This window comes from Streptomyces nymphaeiformis (genome assembly GCF_014203895.1).
GTDB classification, from domain to species: Bacteria; Actinomycetota; Actinomycetes; order Streptomycetales; family Streptomycetaceae; genus Streptomyces; species Streptomyces nymphaeiformis.
On the sequence record NZ_JACHJY010000001.1, the window covers coordinates 756,879 to 779,152 of the forward strand.

At 71.7% G+C, this 22,274-nt stretch carries 12 protein-coding genes; 8 read left to right on the forward strand and 4 right to left on the reverse strand.

What is annotated here, in order from left to right:
* The first annotated feature begins 105 nt into the window (after nucleotides 1-105).
* Nucleotides 106-2,259, forward strand: a complete 2,154-nt coding sequence (locus GGE06_RS03395; RefSeq protein WP_246532298.1) for a hypothetical protein — start codon at nucleotides 106-108, stop codon at nucleotides 2,257-2,259.
* Here the strand turns inward: GGE06_RS03395 and GGE06_RS03400 are convergent.
* Nucleotides 2,256-2,891 carry a class I SAM-dependent methyltransferase gene (locus tag GGE06_RS03400; RefSeq protein ID WP_116161269.1) on the reverse strand — a complete coding sequence of 212 codons (636 nt, stop codon included), beginning with the start codon at nucleotides 2,889-2,891 and terminating at the stop codon, nucleotides 2,256-2,258. The two genes, GGE06_RS03395 and GGE06_RS03400, sit on opposite strands and share 4 nt — an antisense overlap.
* Nucleotides 2,892-3,167: 276 nt before the next feature.
* Between GGE06_RS03400 and GGE06_RS03405 the strand changes: the two genes are divergently transcribed.
* Nucleotides 3,168-3,578, forward strand: coding sequence for a hypothetical protein (locus GGE06_RS03405; protein ID WP_147321104.1), 411 nt, complete (start codon nucleotides 3,168-3,170; stop codon nucleotides 3,576-3,578).
* Nucleotides 3,579-3,647: 69 nt separating this feature from the next.
* Here GGE06_RS03405 and GGE06_RS03410 read toward each other — a convergent pair whose 3' ends face one another.
* The 3 genes from GGE06_RS03410 to GGE06_RS03420 form a co-directional block, all read right to left on the reverse strand.
* Nucleotides 3,648-4,052: a DUF4259 domain-containing protein gene (locus GGE06_RS03410; protein WP_116161271.1), complete on the reverse strand. Its 405-nt coding sequence runs from the start codon at nucleotides 4,050-4,052 to the stop codon at nucleotides 3,648-3,650.
* A 105-nt stretch (nucleotides 4,053-4,157) separates the two neighbouring features.
* Nucleotides 4,158-4,580 (reverse strand): MarR family winged helix-turn-helix transcriptional regulator, encoded by a 423-nt coding sequence (locus tag GGE06_RS03415; RefSeq protein ID WP_184929990.1) that lies wholly within the window; start codon nucleotides 4,578-4,580, stop codon nucleotides 4,158-4,160.
* Between the two features lie 10 nt (nucleotides 4,581-4,590).
* Complete coding sequence (locus GGE06_RS03420; protein ID WP_116161273.1) at nucleotides 4,591-5,475, reverse strand: NmrA/HSCARG family protein; 885 nt, start codon at nucleotides 5,473-5,475, stop codon at nucleotides 4,591-4,593.
* 143 nt (nucleotides 5,476-5,618) lie between these two features.
* Between GGE06_RS03420 and GGE06_RS03425 the strand changes: the two genes are divergently transcribed.
* The 6 genes from GGE06_RS03425 to GGE06_RS03450 all read left to right on the forward strand — a co-directional run bounded on the left by GGE06_RS03425 (nucleotide 5,619) and on the right by GGE06_RS03450 (nucleotide 22,176).
* On the forward strand, nucleotides 5,619-7,829 hold the full coding sequence (locus tag GGE06_RS03425) for an acyl-CoA dehydrogenase family protein (protein WP_184929991.1): 2,211 nt from the start codon (nucleotides 5,619-5,621) through the stop codon (nucleotides 7,827-7,829).
* A 12-nt stretch (nucleotides 7,830-7,841) separates the two neighbouring features.
* The gene (locus tag GGE06_RS03430) at nucleotides 7,842-9,038 is read left to right on the forward strand and encodes a lipid-transfer protein (RefSeq protein ID WP_116161275.1); all 1,197 of its coding nucleotides are present in this window, start codon (nucleotides 7,842-7,844) and stop codon (nucleotides 9,036-9,038) included.
* A gap of 72 nt (nucleotides 9,039-9,110) precedes the next feature.
* Nucleotides 9,111-10,562: an MFS transporter gene (locus tag GGE06_RS03435; RefSeq protein WP_116161276.1), complete on the forward strand. Its 1,452-nt coding sequence runs from the start codon at nucleotides 9,111-9,113 to the stop codon at nucleotides 10,560-10,562.
* A gap of 343 nt (nucleotides 10,563-10,905) precedes the next feature.
* A complete protein-coding gene (locus GGE06_RS03440; protein WP_246532299.1) occupies nucleotides 10,906-14,610 on the forward strand; it encodes a LamG domain-containing protein in 3,705 nt (1,234 codons plus the stop codon).
* Nucleotides 14,611-14,848: 238 nt separating this feature from the next.
* Nucleotides 14,849-21,778: a polymorphic toxin-type HINT domain-containing protein gene (locus GGE06_RS03445; RefSeq protein WP_312883020.1), complete on the forward strand. Its 6,930-nt coding sequence runs from the start codon at nucleotides 14,849-14,851 to the stop codon at nucleotides 21,776-21,778.
* A complete protein-coding gene (locus GGE06_RS03450) occupies nucleotides 21,778-22,176 on the forward strand; it encodes a hypothetical protein (RefSeq protein WP_184929993.1) in 399 nt (132 codons plus the stop codon). Before GGE06_RS03445 ends, GGE06_RS03450 begins: the two co-directional genes overlap by 1 nt.
* Nucleotides 22,177-22,274: the final 98 nt, after the last annotated feature.

Here is a 22,274-nt window from a genome sequence, read left to right on the forward strand (position 1 = left end):
GGGGAAGAACCGAACGACGCACGTCCCGAACCGAACGACAGACCGCCGGGGGACGGGGGCTTGGGGAAGGGGAGCGGGGCGTCGGGGCCGGGCACGCGCGCCGATGTGACGTCCGCCGCTTCTCCGGGTGCCTCGGCAGGCGCGCCCGAGCCGCCCTGGGCCCCTCCGGCGCCCGCGAATCCGGCCGCCTCCGGCGCGGGGACGCCCACACCGGCCTTCGGTCCGCCGCCGGGGGGCCCGCAGGTTCCACAGGATCTGCCCACGACCACGCCGGCCGCCGCGTCCGGGCAGTCGCCCGAGCCCGCGCCGGGCTCGCAGGACCAGCCCACCGCCCACCTCGCCGCGGCGGCCGGGCAGTCGCCCGAGCCCGCGCCGGTCTCGCGGGACCTGCCCACCTCTCGGCTCGCCGCCGTACCCGGGCAGTCGCCCGAGCCCGCACCGCCTGCGAGGGACCTGCCCACCTCTCGGCTCGCCGCCGTGGCCGGGCAGTCGCCCGAGCCTGCGCCGGGCTCGCAGGACCAGCCCACCTCTCGGCTCGCCGCTGCGGCCGGGCAGTCGCCCGAGCCCGCGCCGGGCTCGCAGGACCAGCCCACCGCCCACCTCGCCGCCGCGTCCGGGGTCCCGGCCGGGCCCGCCGTCGCGCCCGGGTGGGCCGGGGCCGGGACCGGGCCGCCGCCGCCCGGTGCGCCGCCCGGGTTCGGGCCGCCGGGGTACGGGCCTCCGCCGTACGGGCCGCCGCCCGGCTACGGCCCCGCGCAGCCGCCCGGCGACGCCAACCCGGCCCAGGCCGCCATGATCGGCCTGCTCAACCTCTCCTGCCTCGGTCTCGGCTACGTCCTCCTGCGCAACTGGATCGGTGCCGCGCTCTGCTGGCTCGCCACCGCCGCCCTGCTCGTGGTCGCGCTCCCCGCCGACGTCGACGGCGTGCCGTTCGCCCTCCTCGTCGGCTACGGCGTCTTCCTGCTCGCCGTCGCCGCCGACGGCGCCCGCCGCGGACTGCGCGCCACGCTCCGGATCGGCGCCTCCTTCCGCCGCCTGGCGCTGCCGCTCGCGCTCGTCCTGCTCGCCGTGCCCGCCGGAGGCTCCCTCGCGTACGGTGCGGCCCGCGACGAGGCGAAGGAGCAGGCGCTGCTCGAACGGCTCGCGGCGGCGGACGCCCTCGTGAAGTCCGCCGACGGCCTCGCCTTCGACAAGGCCGAGCCGACGTACCGCAAGGCGCTCGACACCTACGCGGACCTCGGCACGAAGCACGCGGGCTCACGGGCCGGGAAGCTCGTGCCCGACCGCCTGGACGCGTACTACAAGGCGGTCTCCGCCCCGTACGGGAAGAAGGAGTACTGCGCGGCCGTCCCGCCGCTCAAGCACCTGCGGGAGCTCCCGGGCACCGTGGACAAGGAGCTGCTCGGCTCCCGGCCCGCCAAGACCGACGAGCCGCTGGCCGAGTCGCTCTACCAGTGCGGCACGGCGGCGCTCGGCGTGCAGACGGCGAACCCGCCGGCGAGCGAGAGCCTCAACGACCTCCTCGGCACCTTCCCGCAGTCCGCCCAGGCGACCCGCGTCGAACCGGCCGTCCGGGCGGCGATCAAGACGCGGACGACCGCCCTCGGCGGCTCCGAGCCCTGCGACGCCACCGACCAGCTGCGCGCGCTCCGCTCCTCGCTCGACGCCATGCCGGACCCGTCCCTCGAAGGCGCGGCGAAGGAGGCGGCGGCGGCCGTCCAGAAGGGGGACTTCGCCTGCGGGACGGACCACTTCAAGGACAAGGAGTTCGGCACGGCGGCCACGGTCATGACCGACTACGCCAAGACGTACCCGAACAGCCCGCAGGCCGCCCACGCCCGCGCGATCGCCATCGCCGCCGAGATCGCCGAGGAGGAGCCGGAGGCCGGCAGGCGCCTGCCGCCGGCCGACGTCCCCGGCGGCGCCCGGATGGTCATGGTGGTGAGCAACGACGGCCCCGGCGAGGTCGAGCTGCTCTACACGGGCCCGATGACCGGCAAGGTCACCCTCAAGGCGTGCGGGACCTGCAAGAAGTACCAGACCCCGCTGCTGGTGAACTCCCCGAAGATCAAGGCCTGCACGGGGCCGTCCTCGAAGTACCCGAAGGCGACCCTGCTGCTGCCCGCCGGCGACTACCACTTCCTCCAGAAGCGGTCGGCCACCGGCACGTCGACGGCGGGCGACACCAAGTCGAGCAAGGCGAAGATCGAAGAGGGCTACAGCTACACGAACTGCCTGTACGTGACCTCGCTGTTCTAGGCGGCCCGGCGGCGCAGCACCCGCAGCGAGTCGGTGACCGAGACCTCCTCGAAGTCACCCGACTCCAGGGCGCGCAGGTAGATCCGGTACGGCGCCTGGCCGCCGTCCTCCGGGTTCGGGAAGACGTCGTGGATGACGAGCAGGCCCCCGGGGGCGACCTTGGGGGCCCAGCCCTCGTAGTCGTTCGTGGCGTGCTCGTCCGTGTGCCCGCCGTCGATGAACACGAAGCCGAGCTGCCCGCCCCACACCTTCGCGACCTGCGGCGACCGCCCGACCACGGCGATCACGTGCTCCTCCAGGCCGGCCTTGCGCAGGGTCCGCCGGAAGGTCGGCAGGGTGTCCATGAGGCCCACCTCCGGGTCGACCACGCTCGCGTCGTGGTACTCCCACCCCGGCTGCTGCTCCTCGCTGCCCCGGTGGTGGTCCACGGTCACCGCGACCGTCCCGGCCTGCCGGGCCACGTCGGCGAGCAGGATCGTCGACCGCCCGCAGTACGTCCCGACCTCCAGCAGAGGCAGCCCGAGCTTCGCGGCCTCGGCGGCGGCCTCGTACAGCGCAAGCCCCTCCCCGACGGGCATGAAGCCCTTCGCGGCCTCGAAGGCGGCAAGAATCTCGGGCGCGGGCACGGACATGGTCACTCCTACTGGCGGGTACGCGGCTACGAGCGCCCATCGTGCCCTACGCGCCCCCCGCGAACCACACCGTCCTCCCGTCCACCGGTTCGCCGACCGACGCTTCGTTACGATCACCTGCGAGCGGCCGCTCCATCGCTGGAGGACTCGACCGCGCTGATCACCCGCGCCATGGAGGAGCACTGTGCAGTCCACCCGGAACCCGGCGGGAGCGCGCCGGCGCGAGTCCTCGTACAGCGACGGCACCGACGGCTGACCGTGGCGACCCTCATGGGGATGGTGGTCCTCGCCGTCGTCCTGCCGGCGTGGGCGGGGATCACGTACGTGGGGCTGGTGCGGGCCCGGCGGGAGAACGCCGCACTGCCCCCGCCGCCCCGGCCCCGCCGTACCCCCGCGAAGAAGGCCGCCCGGGTCGCCGCGCTGGCCTTCGTCGCGGGCGGGGCGCTGCACGCGTACGGGCTCTCGTACCTGCCGTCCCTCCAACCGGAGGACGCGTGCTGGTTCAACGCGGGCTACATGAAGGAGCCCGACTCCAGCAGCGCCCTGCCCGTGAGCCTGGTGTGCGCGGGCGAGGAGATCGTCCCGTGGTGGGTCAACCCCGGCCTCCTCGCCCTGGCGGTCACCGCCGCCACCGCGACCGTCACGAGCGCCGTCCTCGCGCTGAGGGGACGTGCGAGCAGGCGCTGACCGGAGAGCTGAAGCCCGATGGGAACGGAACCCTGCCGGGCGATTCCGGCGGGGTTCTCACTGGTGAGGTCAGGCCCCCGCCAGGACCTCCCGCAGTCTCCGTACCCCCGTCTTCCAGGCCTCCCCGTCCGACTCCTCCCACAGTTCCAGGAGTTCCGACGGCTCGGTGAGGATGCGGTCCAGGGCTTCGACAGCCGCCGGGCGGAGTTCCGGCGGGAGGGGCGGCAGCGGGTTCTTCGGGGCGTACGAGGTCGTCACCGGGTCGCCGCCCGGGCACTGTGCCGCCACCAGGGCCGCCGACGCGACGGCCTCCACCGCGACGTCCGAGTCGAGGTACTCCTCGCCCGTCGCGGTCACCTCGCGGAAGGTCGCGAGGAGCACCTCGGCCCGCTTCTCCTCCGGGGCTTCGTCCACCCGGTACGAGAAGTCGGCGGCGGTGTCGTTGTCGAAGGGGCCGATGTCCCAAGTGCCCATGGCGTGCTCGCTCTCTGGCGTCGTTCAGGTCCACCGGGATCGTGGCAGGCGCCACTGACAACGGGGTCGCTCGGTCGTCGACGCCCAGGTCGGTGCGCCGCGGCGTCAGGGTCTCGGTGCTTCCAGGTTCTCGATCATGCGCTCCAGGACGTGGACGGCGGTGCGGTACTCGTCCGGTGTGATGCCCTCGACGGAGCGGGTGCGGAACTCCGCGACGTGGGCCGCGACTTCGGCCAGGCGGTGTTCGCCTTCGGGGGTGAGGGCGAGGTGTCCCGGGGTCGGGCGGGACGTCCAGCCGTCGGTGAGGGCGCTGTCGATCGTCGCGGCCAGGGTGGTGGCATCGGCGTTCGCCGAGAGGGCCGAGAGGACCTCGGTGTCCGCTGTGCGTTCGCCGTCCTCGACCGCGTTGAGGACCTGCCAGGCGACGCGGGTGAGGCCGAACTCCGCGAGCGTGCCGTCCATGGCACGGGTGAGTGCTTCGTCCGTGCGGTTGAGCAGGTAGCCGATGGGCTTGGGCTTGCGTTCCATGGCGGTCCCTTCAGTGGTGGGCCGGAGCCGGGTCGGGCTTCAGGATCGACGGCCAGTCCTGGGCCCCGGCCCAGTCGTCGAAGCCCTGCCAGTCGACCTCGGGGAACTCGCGGCGCAGTCCGGCGACATCGACGTCGAGACCGGTCGTGGTGAAGTACGCGAACATCGCGGCCAGGTCCGTGGACCGGGTGCGCACGGAGGCGAGCGGGACCTCCTCGTACGCGAGCGGGCGGCCTGTGGCGGCGGCGAGCATGCCGGTCATCTCCTCCGGGGTGCGCTCGTCGGAGGCGATGTCGATGCGGCGGCCCGTGAAGTCCTCGCGGCGCCCGAGGGCGAGCGCGGCGAACGCGCCGATGTCCCGCGAGGAGATGAGGGAGAGCGGGCGGTCGGCCGGCATCGGCCAGGCGAAGGTCCCTTCGCGCAGTCCGTCGGCGGTCCAGCCGCCCGCGTAGTTGTCCATGAACGCCGCCGGGCCGATCACCGTCCAGGGCGTGCCGGAGGCGCGCAGGTGCTGCTCGACCGTGCGCTTGCTCTCGTAGTGCGGGACTCCGGTGTCGCGGTCGGCGTGGGCGACGGAGGTGAGGACGACATGGCCGAGGCGGGCTGCCGCCGCCGCGTCGACGAGGGACCCGCCCTGCCGGATCTCGGTCTCGATGCCCGCCTCGAAGGAGGTGACGGCGAAGAGGGAGTCGGTGCCGGCGAGGGCCGTGTCGAGGGAGTCGCGGTCGTCGAAGTCCGCGTACCGCACGTCGGCCCCGAGGGCGCGCAGGGTGTCGGCGGCGGGCGAGTCGGGGCGGCGGGTGAGGGCCCGCACCCGGTGGCCCGCGGCGAGCAGGCTGCGGGCGGTGGCTCCGCCCTGGGCTCCGGTGGCTCCGGTGACGGCGACGGTGAGCATGGGTCCCCCTGAGGAATCGGCTGCGCAGTGCATTCTCTGTGTTGCGCAGATGACTCTACATGCTTTTCTCTGCGCCGCGCAGGTTTTCTTTCCTCCCGTTTCTGACCTTCCGTCAGAATGGAACGTGTTCTAGTCTGCGGCGCATGGGCATCGCCATCACGCACGAACAGCGGGAGCTCGCCCGATCCGTCCGGGGCTGGCTCACCCGCGCCGTACCCCCCGAGGAAGTCCGCAAGCACCTGGACGTCCCCGACACCGCCACCGGACGGCCCTCGTACTGGGACGCCGCCGCCGAGCAGGGGCTGCTCGGGCTGCACCTCCCCGAGGAGCACGGAGGCGGGGGCGGCGACCTCGGGGACCTCGCCGTCGTCGTGGAGGAGGCGGCGCGGGCCCTGCTGCCCGGGCCCTACCTGCCCTCCGTGCTCGCCGCCGAACTCCTCCACCGGTGCGGGCGGCACGAGTCGGCCGGCACGCTCGCGCGGGGCGAGCGGATCGGAGCCGTCGCCCTCGGCGGCACCGGCACCCTCACCGCCGTCCGCACCGCGAGCGGATACCTCCTCGACGGCACCGCACCCCCCGTCCTCGGCGGCGCCCAGGCCGACCTGGTGCTCCTCCGGGCCGCCACCGCCGACGGCTCCGTCTGGCTCGCCGCCGACACCGACGGCCTCGCCGTCCGGCCCCACGAGAGCGCCGACCCGACCCGGCCCACCGCCGAGATCACCGCCCGCGCCGTCCACGTCCCCGCAGAGCGCGCCCTCGGCCTCGACGGCGCCGTCGACAGGGCCCCCGACGGCGCCGCCGCCGTCACCGCCCTCGTCCACGACCTCGCCGCCGTCCTCCTCGCCGCCGACGCCTGCGGCACCGCCGCCCGCGCCGTCGAGACAGCCGCCGAACACGCCCGCACCCGCGAGCAGTTCGGCCGGCCCATCGGGCAGTTCCAGGGCGTCAAACACCTCTGCGCCGACATGCTCGTCCGGCTCGAACAGGCCCGCGCCCTCACCTGGGACGCCGCCCGCGCCTGCCAGGACAGCCAGGAGGGAGTCCGCTCCCTCACCGCCGCGCTCGCCGCCGCCACCGCCCTCGACACCGCGTACACCTGCGCCAAGGACTGCATCCAGATCCTCGGCGGCACCGGCTTCACCTGGGAGCACGACGCCCATCTGCTGCTGCGCCGCGCCCTCGTCGCCCGCCAGCTCCTCGGCACCGGCGACCACCACCGACTCGCCGCCCTCCGGCACGCCGCCGCCGGCGTCCGGCGCGGCCTCCGCCTCGACCTGCCGCCCGAGGCCGACGCGTACCGCCGCGAGGCCCGCGAGGCCGTCGCCCCCGCCGCCGGGCTCGACCCGGCCGCCGCCCGGCGCGCCCTCGCCCCCACCGGCTACGCGGCCCCGCACCTCCCGGAGCCGTACGGGCTCGGCGCGGGCCCCCTCCAGCAGCTCGCCGTCCAACGGGAGCTGGACGAGGCCGGGATCGCCGTCTCCGGCCTCGGCATCGCCACCTGGGTGGTGCCGTCCCTGCTCGCCCACGGCACCCCCGCCCAGCAGGCCGAGCACCTCGCCCCGACCCTCCGTGGCGAGCGCCTCTGGTGCCAGCTCTTCTCCGAGCCCGGCGCCGGCTCCGACCTCGCCTCCCTCCGCACGCGGGCCGAGCGGACGGAGGACGGGCGCTGGCGGATCAACGGGCAGAAGGTGTGGACGAGCGCCGCCCAGTGGGCCCACCACGGCATCCTGCTCGCCCGTACCGACCCCGCCGCCCCCAAGCACCAGGGGCTCACGTACTTCCTCGTCGACATGCGGAACACCCCCGGGATCGACGTCCGGCCGCTCAAGGAGATCACCGGGGACTCCCTCTTCAACGAGGTCTGGTTCGACGACGCGATCCTCCCCGCCGACGCCGTCGTCGGCGAGGTGAACGACGGCTGGCGGGTCGCCCGCAACACCCTCGGCAACGAACGCGTCCACATGGCCGACCAGGTCGCCTTCGACACCGGCCTCGAAGCGCTCATCGACCGGGCGGAGGCGGCCGACAGCTCCGTGCGCGTACGGATCGGAGCCCTGCTCGCCGAGGCGCACGCGCTCGCGTGCATCGGTCTGCGCACCACCCTGCTCCAGGTGTCCGGACTCGAACCCGGTGCGGGCGCCAGCGTCCGCAAACTCGTCCAGACCCTCCACCAGCAGAAACTCGCCGAACTCACCCTCGAACTCCTCGGCCCCGAAGGCGCCGTGCGCGAGGGCCCCGGCGAACGGGCCGTCCACGGCCTGCTCATGTCCCGCTGCCTCACCATCGCGGGCGGGACCACACAGGTACAGCTCAATGTCGTCGCCGAGCGCCTGCTCGGCCTGCCGAGGGACTGAGGGGGACACGCGATGACCGCCAAGGCGTACGTCGTCGGCGTCGGAATGACGAAGTTCGAGAAGCCGGAGACCCGGGACTGGCAGTACTGGGACATGGCGAAGGAGGCGGGCACCGCGGCCCTCGCCGACGCGGGCGTGCCCTACGCGCGCGTGGAGCAGGCCGCCGTCGGCTACTGCTTCCAGGCCTCCACCGCAGGCCAGCGCGCCGTGTACGAGCTCGGGCTCAGCGGCATCCCCGTCTACAACCTCAACAACAACTGCGCCACCGGCTCCACCGCCCTGATGACCGCCCGGCAGTTCGTCGAGGGAGGCGTCGCCGACTGCGTCCTCGCCCTCGGCTTCGAGAAGATGAGCCGGGGCTCGCTGGGCGGGGGATCGGGCGCCGGTGACTTCAAGACGTCTCCCGTCGCCCGGCACTACGGCATCATGGCCGCCGCCCACGGCTTCGAGATGTCCCCGCCCACCGCCCAGATCTTCGGCAACGCGGCCCGGGAGCACATGGAGCGGTACGGGACGACCGAGGCGCAGCTCGCGGCCGTCGGCGCCAAGAACCACCGGCACTCGGCGAACAACCCGAACGCCCAGTTCCAGGACGTCTACACCGTCGAGGAGATCCTCGCCGCGAAGACCGTCCACCGGCCGCTCACCAAGCTCCAGTGCTCGCCCACCTCCGACGGCGCGGCCGCCGCCCTCGTCGTGTCGGAACGATTCGTCACCGAACACGGCCTCCAGGACCGGGCCGTCGAGATCGCCGGCCAGGCGATGACCACCGACACCGAGGAGTCCTTCGCCTCCGGCTCCTGCATCGACGCCGTCGGCCGCCCGATGTCCCGGGCCGCGGCCCGCCTCGCGTACGAGCGCTCGGGCCTCGGCATCGAGGACGTGGACGTCGTCGAACTCCACGACTGCTTCTCCGTCAACGAGCTGCTGACGTACGAGGCGCTCGGCATGTGCGAGGAGGGAGCCTCCGGCAAACTCGTCGAGTCCGGCGCCACCACGTACGGCGGACGCTGGGTCGTGAACCCGTCCGGCGGTCTCATCTCCAAGGGCCACCCGCTCGGCGCGACCGGCCTCGCCCAGGCCGCCGAACTCGTCTGGCAGCTGCGAGGCGAGGCGGGGGCCCGGCAGGTGGCGGGGGCGCGGGTCGGACTCGCCCACAACATCGGCCTCGGCGGGGCGGCGGTGGTGACGCTGCTCCGGAAGGCGTAGCGCCACAGGCGTACGGGTCCTAGGGCTTTATCCCCATGTACGGGGCGGAGGCGGTCTGCGACCATCACACTCATGCCGCAGACCGACTCCGCCACGAGCACGTCCGACACCCCGTCCGTCCCCAGGAGCCGCGCCTGGACGGTCGTCCTGACCGCCAGCGCGGGGCAGTTCCTCGTCGTCCTCGACGTCTCCGTCGTGAACGTGGCGCTGCCGTCGATGCGGGCCGATCTCGGGCTCACGGCGGCCGGCCTGCAGTGGGTGATCAACGCGTACGCGATCGCCTTCGCCGGGTTCATGCTGCTCGGCGGGCGGGCCGCCGACCTGTACGGGCGGAAGGCGATGTTCCTGCTCGGGCTCGGGCTGTTCACCGCCGCCTCGGTGGCGGGCGGCCTCGCCCAGGAGGGCTGGCAGCTCGTCGCGGGCCGCGCGGTGCAGGGCCTCGGCGCGGCCGTGCTGTCCCCGGCGACGCTGACACTGGTCACCGGCGCGGTCCCGGCGGGACCCGCCAGGACCCGGGCCATCGCCACCTGGACGGCGGTGGGCGCGGCCGGCGGCGCGGCGGGCGGCTTCGTCGGCGGGCTCCTCGTCGACCTGCTGTCCTGGCGCTGGGTCCTCCTCGTCAACGTCCCGATCGGGGTGCTCGTCCTGGCGGGCGCGGTGTTCTGGCTGCGCGAGAGCCGCACCGGCGGCGGGCGCCGCGTCGACCTGCCGGGCGCCGTCCTCGTCACGGCGGGCCTCGCCACCCTCGCGTACGGCATCGTCCAGACCGAGGCGGCGGGCTGGACCGACCCGGCGACGGTCCTGACGCTGCTCGGCGGCCTCGGGCTCCTCGCGGTCTTCGTGCTCGTCGAGTCCCGCACGGCGGCCCCGCTGATGCCGCTGAAGCTCTTCCGCACGCGGGCGGTGTCGGCGGCCAACGTGGGGATCCTGCTGTGCGGTTCGAGCTCCTTCGGCATGTGGTTCTTCATGACGACGTACGCGCAGGGCGTCCTCGGCTACAGCCCCCTCCAGGCCGGTCTGGCGCTCGTCCCCAGCTCCCTCAGCGTCGTCCTGGGCTCGAAGCTGGCGCCGCGTCTGATGCCGTCCGTCGGCGCGCGGAACCTGGCGGTGACGGGGGCGCTCATCGGGGCCACCGGCTTCGCCTGGCAGTCCACGATGACCGCCGACGGCAGCTTCCTGACGACGATCCTGGGCCCGGGGATCCTGATGATGGGCGGCATCGGCCTGGCCACCACCCCGCTGTCCACCCTCGCCACCTCCAGCGCGGCCCCGGGCGACGCGGGCCTCGTCTCCGGCCTCGTCAACACCTCCCGCACCATGGGCGGGGCCCTCGGCATCGCGACCCTGACCACGATCGCGACAGCCGTCACGGGCCCGGCCGCAACCCCCACCGGCCTCACCACCGGCTACGCGGCGGCCTTCCGCGTCTCGACGGCCATCCTCGTGGGGGCGGCTCTGGTGATGCTGCTGTGGCTTCCGAAGAGCGCCCGAACGGTTCCCTCCAAGTGTGATCGCAGGGTGTGACATCCGTCACCACGAATATCGACATGGCGATATGAGCACTGCGTGTCAGATTCGGAATGAGGGCTTCCGATCATGCGTCACGAGTGGCCGGGGAGGGGTGATTCGTCCCTGAAATCGACATACAACCATTTCTCTTGGTCGTGGGTCGAAGCCCCTCCGGATCATTACGCTCCGTTACATGTTCTTCTCTCGTCGGGCTGTCGTTCTGCGGCGGTAAATGAGTTCAATGCCCGATCTGGCGTCCCTTTCATACAGGTCAGCGTTTGAGGTGATGGCTTGACGGTCTCTGCCTCCTTCCGGATTCTGTGGATCCTCTGTGTTCTTTGCGTAACTAGGGGTGGGGATGTTGAAGAAGCAGTGGGCGCGTCAGCGTGCCCGCAGCTCGACGATCGCCTTGTCGGCATTCGTCATGGCGCTGGGTCTCCCGGCGCCCGCGGTCCAGGCGGCCGCACCGTCGGTCGCGACGGCGGCCGACCAGAACGCCAAGCTCGACGAAGGCCACCGCGCGCTCGCGGAGGCCAAGAAGTCGGGCGAGCGCGTGGAGGTTCAGGGCGAACGCACCGAGCGGAGCACGGTGTTCGCCAATCCGGACGGCTACAGCTTCACGCTGGAGCAGTCCACCGTCCCCGTCCGGGTCGCGAAGGCCGGTGGCGGCTGGCAGACCCCGGACGCGACGCTCGAACGCCGCGCCGACGGATCGATCGGGCCCAAGGCGGCCTCGGCGGCCATGACCTTCTCGCGCGGCGGTTCCAAGGATCCGCTCGTCTCCATCGCGGAGCAGGGGCGTTCGCTGGAGCTCGACTGGCAGGGCACCCTGCCGGCGCCGGTCATCGACGGCAGCAGCGCCGTCTACCGCGAGGTGCTCCCGGACGTCGACCTGAAGGTGACCGCCACCGTCGAGAGCTTCCAGCACGTCCTGGTCGTCAAGACGCCCGAGGCCGCCGCCAACCCGAAGCTCAAGGAGCTGACCTTCGGCCTGAAGGCGAAGGGGCTCGAGGTCCGCAAGGGAGCCGCGGGCAACCTCGCCGCCGTCGACGCGTCCGGCCGCACGGTCTTCCGTGCCCCGCCGGCGCAGATGTGGAACTCCGCAGGCAAGTCCGTCGCGGCCCCGGCCGCCAAGCCGAAGCAGACGCCGGCCGCGGACGGACAGGTCGCAGGCTCGGACGCCTCCCGCGTCGAGCGCGCCGCGTCCGGCAAGGGCCTCGCCCCCGGCCAGGGCGACAAGGTCGCCCGGATGGGCGTCAAGATCGGCAAGGGCACGCTGTCCGTCGTGCCGGACACGGGCCTGCTCGCCTCGAAGAAGGCCTCGGACTACCCGCTCTTCATCGACCCGACGGTCACCTGGGGCGAGTCGGAGCGCACGCTGCTGCGCAGCGACGGCTACGAGTCGTACGGCTGGGGCAACGGCACCGACGGCCGCGGCCAGGGCGTCGGCGAGTGCGGCAGCTGGAACGGCTACTACTGCGGCCCCGGCTACGTGCAGCGCCTGTACTTCGAGTTCGCGCCCGACCAGCTCAAGGGCAAGCGCGTCCTCGACGCGACGTTCGCCGTGACCGAGCCGTGGGCCTTCCAGTGCGACCCGCGCACGGTCGACCTGGTCCGTACCGACAACATCTCCTCCGCCACGACCTGGGCCGGCCGGCCCAAGGAGCTGGACTGGATGGTGGACCGGTCGGTGTCCGCGGGACGCGGTTCGCTCTGCGACCCGAACTCCCCGGACGCGCCGATCGAGTTCAACGACAACCCGGAGGAGCCCAACGAGAACCTGACGCCGACCGTCGCCTCCTTCGCGGCCGGCAACTTCTCGCGGCTCACGCTCGAACTGCGCGCCCACGACGAGGCCGACACCTCGGCCTGGAAGCGCTTCAAGGACGACGCCGTCCTCCGCGTCAACTACGTCGCCTACCCGGCCAAGCCGACCGGCGTCGGCATCGTCGGCGGCTCCGGCGCGGTGTGCAGCACCAACGCGGCCGACCCGACGGTCGTCTCCGACCCGACGCCGACCCTCAACTCGACCCCGCAGACCGCCGCCGGCGGCGAGGGCGGCGCCAAGCTGAAGGCCTGGTTCCGTATCGAGAAGCAGGCCGCGGACGGCACCTGGTCCGGCTCGGGCATCGCAAGCCCCTCCGGCACCGGCTTCGTCGGCGACAACGTCAAGGTCACGAGCTCGTGGGGCAGCACCCTCGCCGAAGGGCCGCTGCACCGCTACGCCTCGCTGACCCAGGTCTTCTACGACAACGGCACCCACGCGCAGTCCTCGGGCTACTCCAGCTGGTGCTACTTCAAGGTCGACCCGACCGCGCCCAAGAAGCCCACCATCGCCTTCAACGGCCCGTACGTCGAGTGCCTGCCCAACGACTGCCCGGCCGGCGGTGCCCCCGGCGTGGTCGGCGGCTTCACCTTCGGCCCCGCCGCCGGTGACACCAACAACAAGTCGTACGACTGGCGTCTGGCCCCCTCCACCACGTGGAATGCGCTGGCGCCCGGTGTCCTCAAGGCGAACGTGACGCCGCCGGCCGCCGGCACGTACACCCTCGAGGTCCGCGCCAAGGACACCCTGGGACGCGCCGGCGCCACGAACGCCGTCCTGTTCAAGGTGGGTACCGGCGCCGACGCCGTCGCCCGCTGGCACTTCGACGAGGCGAGCGGCGCGGCCTTCAGCGCTCCCCAGGGCGGCGCCTACGACGCGACCCTCACCGCGCCGGCGACCCGGGACGACCACGGCCGCCGCGGTGTGATCACCCACGACGCCAACGGCCTGCCGCTGGCCACCCCGGTGACCGACAAGGGCCTCGCCCTGACGGGTGCCACCGGCTACGCCGCCACCGACGGCCCCGTCGTCGGCACCGGCTCCTCGTACACCGTCTCCAGCTGGGTCCGTCTCACCGACGGCAGCCGCAACGCGACGGCCCTCGGCCAGGACCCGCTCATGAGCGGCGGCTGGTACAGCGCCTTCTACCTCGGCTACCGGGCCGACTCCAAGAAGTGGGAGCTGCGCACCTCGCCGAAGGACGCCACCGACGGTGACATCAGCAACCAGATCGTGCAGTCCAAGCGGCCCGCCGTGATCGGCGCCTGGACGCACCTCGCCGCCGTGTACGACAACAACACCAAGCTGATCAAGCTGTACGTCAACGGCGAACTCCAGGGCACGCACGCCGTGGCCCAGTCGTGGACGTCCGCCGGACGGTTCCAGATCGGCCGCGTCTGGTGGCGCGGCGCGTACTACGACTACTGGAAGGGCTCCATCGACGAGGTCGCCGCGTGGCAGCGGACCCTGACCGACGCCGAGATCGCCGAGGAGGCCCAGCTGCTCCTGCCCGGCGGCATGACGGGTGTCGAGCTGGTGGCCGACTGGTCCGCCACCGGCCTCGCCGACGGCGCCGCCACCGTGCCCGACTCCTCGGGCTACGGCCGCGCGCTCGCCCTCGAACCCGGAGCGACCGTCGCCGGCGAGAAGATCGAGTTCGACGGCGTCAAGGGCGCGGCGAACGCCGCCGGTCCCGTCCTCGACGACTTCGGCTCCTTCACCGTCTCGACGCAGGTCGCGCTGGAACGGGCCAAGATCGATGCGATGGCCGTCGGCTACGTCGGCCAGGTCGTCGGCGAGCGCACGGCCGACGGATCGTCCTGGGGCCTGTGGTTCAAGCGGACCGGCAGCAAGACGGTCTTCGACCCGGAGGCGGCGAACGGTGAGGGCGCGGAGGTGAGCGTCCCGATCGGTCACTGGTTCTTCGGCCGGCTGAACGCCGACGGGACCACCATCGCCGGCGTGCAGTCGGACGAGGAGGCCGTCTACGACTCGACCGTCCGTCTGACCGGCGTCTTCGACGCCCAGAGCGGCGAGATCGCGCTCCGCGTCGGCACCTCCCAGAACGGTGACTGGGAGAAGCACGTCGCCCAGATCGGCACGGGCGAGATCGCCGTCGCCAAGGGCATGACCGGTGCGGCGTACAAGCACTTCCTGCCGGCCAAGGTCAGCGACGTACGGATCTGGGCCGGTGCCATGAACAACGAGAACCAGTTCGAGGCCCAGCTCGGGTCCTGACCCGGAGCGGCCTCTCGGGCCGGGTGGTACCGCACGCGCGGTAGCACCCGGCCCGACCCCTTGAACGAGCGGAAGACGCCCGCGACGAACGGGCGGAAGCCGCACCTTGTCGCACCCTCGGACAGCAGTCCGACGAACGGGAAGAGCATCTGTGGTATTCGGCACAAGTAGTTCGGAAACACGGCAGGGCAGAGCCCGCCGCAGGCGCCGCCGTGCGCTCGTGGTGCTGCCGCTCGCCGTGGCACTCTCCATACCGATCGGCCTCACCCCGGTCGTCGCCGCCGACGGCACGAAGGGCGGCCTCGGCCGCCCCGACCTGCCCGCGCAGCGCGTCACCAAGGTCGAGCCGGTCACGGAGGCGGGAGCGAAGCAGGCCCGCCGGCAGGTGGCCGAGGACCTGCGGGCCAACGCGTCCCAGGCACTCCGCGCCCGCTCCGAGCAGCAGCGCGGCGACGCCTGGCCGAAGGCCGGCACCGCAGGCCTGAAGGTCGGCGCCGCCACCGCGTCGCCCGGCGGACTCCCCGTCACCCTCAGCCCCGCCGCCGGCAAGGCCGCCGCGACCGAGGGCACCGACGCCACCGTCGCCGTCCTCGGACAGAGCGTGGCGGACAGGCTCGGCATCACCGGCGTCGTCCTCACCGCCGAGGCCGACACCGCGGGCAGGGCCAGGATCGGCGTCGACTACGGGGCCTTCGCCTCGGCGGTCGGCGGTGGCTGGTCCGGCCGGCTCCGGCTCGTCCAGCTCCCGGAATGCGCCCTGACCACGCCCGAGAAGGCGGAGTGCCGGACGCAGACCCCGCTCGCCTCCGACAACGACACCGACGCGCAGACGGTGTCCGCCGACGTCACCCTCGCCGCCACGACCTCCGGGCCCGAGGCGCAGCTCGGCACCGCCGCGTCCGCGACGAGCGGCGCCACGGTCATGGCCCTCACCACCTCGGGCGGCGCCGGCCAGTCGGCGAAGGGCACGGGCGACTACAGCGCCACCCCGCTCACCTCCTCGTCGTCCTGGGCGGCGGGCGGCAGTTCGGGCTCGTTCACCTGGTCGTACGGCCTCTCGGTGCCCCCCGCGGCCGCCGGGCCCTCCCCGACCCTGACCATCGCCTACGACTCCGGCAGCGTCGACGGCCGCACGGCCACCACCAACAACCAGCCCACGTCCGTCGGTGAGGGGTTCACCCTCACCGACTCGTACATCGAGCGCAGCTACGGCAGCTGCGACGACGACGGCCACACGGACATCGGTGACCGCTGCTGGACGTACGACAACGCCCGCATCGTGCTCAACGGCAAGTCCTCCCGTCTGGTGAAGACGGCCACGGCCGGCGTCTGGAAGCTGGAGGGCGACGACGCCTCGAAGGTGACCCGCCTCACGGGCGCCACGAACGGCGACGACGACGGCGAGTACTGGAAGGTCGTCTCGGCCGACGGCACGACGTACGTCTTCGGCCAGGACAAGCTCGACGGCGCCACCACCCAGCGCACCAACTCCACCTGGACCGTGCCCGTCTTCGGCGACGACTCCGGCGAGCCCGGCTACAGCGCGGGCAGCACCTTCGCCGACCGTGCCGTCACCCAGGCATGGCGCTGGAACCTCGACTACGTCGAGGACACCCGCGGCAACGCGTCGACCTACTGGTACGACAAGGACACGAACTACTACAAGAAGAACAAGGCGACCAAGGCTGACGCGGAGTACATCCGCAGCGGCCGTCTGAAGGAGATCACGTACGGCCTGCGCAAGGGTGAGCTCTTCACCGACAAGGCCGACGCGAAGGTCACCTTCGGTTACGACGAGCGGTGCACGGCGGCGGACTGCACGTCCCTCACCAAGGAGACCGCCGACAAGTGGCCCGACGTGCCCTTCGACGCGATCTGCGCCAAGGACTCGACCGAGTGCCTCACCGAGTCCCCGTCGTTCTTCACCCGCAAGCGTCTCACCGACGTCAGCACCTTCACGTGGAACACGGCGAGCACCGCCTACGACCCGGTCGACTCCTGGGCGTTCACCCAGGAGTACCTCGACGGCGGCGACATCGGCGACACGTCCGACCAGGTCCTGACGCTCAAGTCGATCAAGCGGACCGCCAAGGCCGGCACCGCGATCACGACGAACCCGGTCTCGTTCACGTACCACCTGCGGCCGAACCGGGTGGACGGCACGGACGACATCCTGCCGATGACCCGGCCCCGCATCTCCACCGTCACCTCGGAGACCGGCGCCATCACCACCGTCGGCATGTCCGCGCCCGAGTGCGTCCGCAGCCAGGTCCTCACCGCGCCGCAGGACACCAACACCCGCAACTGCTACCCGATGTACTGGAACATCAACGGCGCCCCCGACGCGTCCGTCGACTGGTTCCACAAGTACCGCGTGCTCAACGTGACCACCTCCGACCCGGCGGGCCAGAACGACGCCGTCGAGAACGAGTACACGTACACCGGCGCCGCCTGGCACTACAACGACGACCCCTTCACCAAGAAGGCCGAGCGGACCTGGTCCGACTGGCGCGGCTACCGCCAGGTCACGGTCCAGAAGGGATCGAGCAACGCCGCGACCCGATCCAAGACGGTCTCCCTCTACATGCAGGGCATGGACGGCGACCCGAACAAGGACGGCACCGCCAAGTCCGTCACGCTCGCCCCGCTCGCCCAGCCCGCGATCGGCGTCGCCGGCATCAAGGACGCCGACCAGTACAGCGGCACCCTGCGCGAACAGGTCGTCTACGACGGCGCGACCCCGCTCTCGGCCACGGTCAACGACCCCTGGTCGCAGGAGACCGCCCGCCAGACCGGCGTCCCCGACGCCGGCGACCACGTGGCCCGCTTCGTCCGTACGGACAAGACCACCGCGTACACCTACCTCACGACCCCCGGGACCTGGCGTTCCAGCGCCACCGACACCATCTCCTTCGACGCGGAAGGACGTCCCGTCAAGGTCCTCGACACCGGCGACCTCTCCGCCACCGGTGACGAGACCTGCACCCAGACCTGGTACGCCGACAACGACACCGTCGGCCTCAAGAACCTCGTCTCACGCGTGCGCACGGTCGCGCTCGGCTGCACCTTCGCCGAGACGGACCTGAAGCTGGAGAACGCCGACGGCACCCGCGGCAACGTCCTGTCCGACACGGCCACGGCCTACGACGGCCTCGCGTGGACGACCACCATGCTGCCGACCAAGGGGCTTCCCACCTGGGTGGGTCGCGCCGCGACCTACGCCACGGGCGGGACGGTCACCTGGGACAAGGGCACCACCACCGCCTACGACGTGCTCGGCAGGCCGACCAAGGTCACCAACGCCGACCTGAAGTCGACCACCACGGCGTACACGCCCGCCACCACGGGTCCGCTCACCAGGACGCTGCAGACCAACGCCCTGACCCACCAGAACATCACGTACGTCGACCCGCGCCGCGGCCTGCCGGTGCGCATCTACGACGCGAACCTGAAGAAGACCGAGCTCGCCTACGACGCGCTCGGCCGGGTCACGGACGTCTGGCTGCCCAACCGCGACCGGGGCACCCAGAGTCCCAACAGCAAGTACACCTACGACGTCAGCAACACCAGGCAGTCCTGGGTCTCCAGCGGCACGCTGAACGCCGACGGCGAGACCTACAAGACCACCTACGCGATCTACGACGCGCTGCTGCGGCCCCTCCAGACCCAGCAGCCGACCCCGCAGGGCGGCCGCGTCCTCACCGACACCCGCTACGACTCCCGCGGACTCGCCTACGAGACGTACGCGGACATCTTCGACAACACCACCACTCCCAACGGCACGTACGCGCGCGCCGAGTACGGCGAGGCGCCCGCCCAGACGCTGACGTCGTACGACGGCGCCGGACGGCCCGTCTCCAGCAGCCTCCTCGTGTTCGGCGTGGAGAAGCAGAAGACGACCACCGGCTACACCGGTGACTCGGTGGCCACCACCGCGCTCGCCGGCGGATCGGCGACCCGCACGATCACCGACGTCCGGGGCAGGACCACGGAGACCCGCGAATACGCGGGCACCCTCCCCGACGACGCGCAGTACGGCGCGACGCTCGGCGCGACGTACACCTCGACGAAGTTCACGTACACGCCGGACGGCAAGCCGAAGTCCATCACCGGCCCCGACAACGCCGCGTGGACGTACACCTACGACCTGTTCGGCCGCGAGAAGACCGCGACCGACCCGGACAAGGGCGCGTCCACCACCGAGTACGACCTCCTCGACCGGCCGGTGAAGAGCACCGCCGGCGGGAAGAGCGTCCTCACCGCCTACGACGGCATCGGCCGTCCCACCTCCACCTGGGAGGGGGAGCAGAAGCCCGAGTTCCTGCTCACCAAGCGCACCTACGACGCGCCGCTCAAGGGGTACGCGACGTCGTCGACCCGCTACGTCGGCGGCGAGACCGGCTCGGCCTACACCAAGACCGTCACCGGCTACGACACGCTCAACCGCCCCACGACGACCGAGCTCTCACTCCCGCCGGGAGACGCGCTCACCGCCTCGGTCCCGGGCGGCAAACTGACGTACACCGCCGCGTACCGCATCGACGGGTCCACGGACACCATGTCCGAGCCCGCCCTCGGCGGACTGCCCGCCGAGACCGTCAAGTACGGCTACGGCAACGTCGGCCAGCTCACCTCGGTCACCGGAACCAGCGGGTACGTACGCAACATCGACTACTCCGCCACCGGCCAGGTGCGACAGCTCACCCTCGGCATGGGCGGCACCGGTGACCGGAACGTCTACGTCACCAACACCTACGAGGACGGCACCGGCCGCCTGACCAACAGCAACGTCACGGACCAGACGCACCCGTACATGCTGCAGGACCTCACCTACACCTTCGACCAGGCCGGCAACGTCACGTCGATCGCCGACCCGACGACCCTCGGCGGCAGCAGCCAGGCCGAGAAGCAGTGCTTCGCCTACGACGGCCACCGCCGTCTCCTCGAAGCCTGGACCCCCGCGTCCCAGAACTGCGCCGACACCCGCGCCGCGACCCAGCTGTCCGGACCGGCCCCGTACTGGACCTCGTACACCTACAACAAGGCGGGGCAGCGGGACACCGAGACCCAGCACGCCGCCACCGGCGACACCAAGACCACCTACTGCTACGACCCGGCAAACCAGCCGCACGCCCTGCGCTACACGACCACGCGGACGACGACCCCGTGCGCCGCGGTCGACCCGGCCAAGGACAAGGTCTACGGCTACGACACCCAGGGCAACACGACCAAGCGCCCCGGTGCCACGGGCCAGCAGGACCTGATCTGGTCCTCGGAAGGCAAGCTCGGCAAGCTCACCGAGGGCGGAAAGGCGACCGACTACCTCTACGACGCGGACGGCGAACTGCTGATCCGTGGCACGGAGGACGGCGAGCGCGTCCTGTACGCGGGCGCCACCGAACTGCACGTGCCCTCGGGCGGAGCGGCGGTCTGGGCCCAGCGCAGCTACTCCGCCGGCGGCGGCGTGGTCGCCATGCGCTCCACCGAACTCGGCGTCAACAAGCTCACGTTCCTCGCCGGCGACCAGCACGGCACCCAGAGCGTCGGCATCACCTCCGACGCCTCGCAGACGGTCACCAAGCGCTTCATGAGCCCCTTCGGCTCGGAACGCGGCGGATCCGTCGGCACCTGGGGGAACGACAAGGGGTTCCTCGGCAAGACGCTCGACAAGACGACCGGCCTCACGCACATCGGGGCCCGGGAGTACGACGCGGGCATCGGCCAGTTCATCAGCGTCGACCCGGTGCTCTCCACGGACCAGCACCAGTCGCTGAACGGCTACAGCTACGCCAACCAGCACCCGACGACCACGTCGGACCCCACCGGCCTCAGAGAGACCTGCGGGGCATACGGAAACTCCTGCACCCCGAGCGGCGGAGAGCTGTCGGGCACGGTCCCGGGAGACGTCCAGAAGCCCTCGGAGGGCGGCAACACCAACGGCGGAACGGTCACCGCCGGCGCAGGAGAAGCATCATCGGGAACAGCTAGCTCCGGCGGTGGCGGTGGCGGCGGCAAGCCCGAGGCCGACTGCCCCTGGTACTCCAGGTGCGGCCTGTCGAACGCCTGGGACAGCACCAAGAAGTTCGCGGTGGAGCACCGTGAGGTGCTCTCGTTCGCCACCGAGGTCATCGTCGGCGGTCTCTGCGTCAGCTCGGCCGTCGGCGCCGGCTTCGTCTCGGGCGGTGCCGGATTCGCGGCCGCGGCCGGCTGCGGCGCGGTCGCGGGTGCCGCCGGCTCCGCCGTCAACAACTTCCTGACCCCAGGAGCGGACAACAGCGTCACCGGCCAGCTCAACGCCCAGGCCAACGGCGCCATCTGGGGTGCCGCCAGCGGCGTGCTCGGAGCGGGTGTCGGGAAGCTCGCCGAGAAGGGCGTCGCCAAGCTCATCGGCGGATGCCACTCCTTCCTGCCCGGCACCAAGGTGCTGATGGCGGACGGCAGGACCAAGAACATCGAGGACGTGGAGGTCGGCGACACCGTCGTCACCACGGACGTCGAGACGGGCGAGACCACGGAGAAGGAGGTCGTCGACACCATCCGGACGGAGGACGACAAGGACTTCACCGAGATCACCGTCGCGACGGGCGACACCCTCTCCACCATCACCGCCACCGACACCCACCCCTTCTGGGTCCCCGCCCTGAAGGAATGGGTCCCGGCCGGCGACCTGCAGACGGGCCAGTGGCTCCGCACGAGCGCGGGCACGAAGGTCCAGATCACGGCGCTCAGCTACTACACGAAGCGCCAGCGCACGCACGACCTCACGATCGAGGACATCCACGCGTACTACGTGCTGGCGGCGTCGACTCCGCTGCTGGTGCACAACTGTGGCAACGGGCTCCCCGGCTTTGGCGAAGCCTGCACTTGCAATCCGAACCAGGGCTTCGCCCGGTTCGGTACGAGCAAGGAGAGCACCGGTCGACTCGCGGGGCAGGCTCAGAAGGCGGAGACGAACGAGAAGTCCTTTGGCCATGGTGTTTCGGTCACGGTGGCTGACGGCCCGGCGGAAGGCGCTTCTTTCGCGACCAAGCAAGAAGTGGAAGATGCGGGATTCTCGCTGATCTTCACCCCGACGAGGAACAATCCCATGCACCACACTCTGGTCCTGCCCAAACCTGTGGACACGGCGGTTCAGAAGCGATTCAACCTACTGTTCGGGCGGAGTTGATGCGAACGATGGAAGGCTCTGACGTGAGGCTCGGAACGCCGCGTGTGCTGATCGTCCTCGACTGGCGAGACGGACCCCTCGAGGGTGTCCTTGCCGCCGATCGGGAGACGTGCTGGTACTTCAGGCTCTTCGCGGAGCGCTTCGAAGATTCCGGTCCGGATGACCGGCTCTACGGGCTCTGGAGCATTCCGGACGCGGACGCCTCGGTTCTCCTGGGGGAGTTCGGCTCCCCCGATGGAGGGGCGGTCGTCTGGCCAGTCGTGGGTGGGCTGGGTTCGCACGAAGCGCAGAGCATCGTCGACGCGATCCTCTCTGCCGAACGCGCTCTTCCGCAGCTCATCGTGAGGACCCCGGATTTCCCCGAGGTTCTCGGTGTATGGGATGTGACGTCGAACTAGCGCGATCGGATTGATCCGGCCCGTGAAAAGGATCGGATCAACACGGAGGCCCCGGTGCGATTCGGCCGGGGCCTTTCCGTCTCTCCATACCGCCCCCG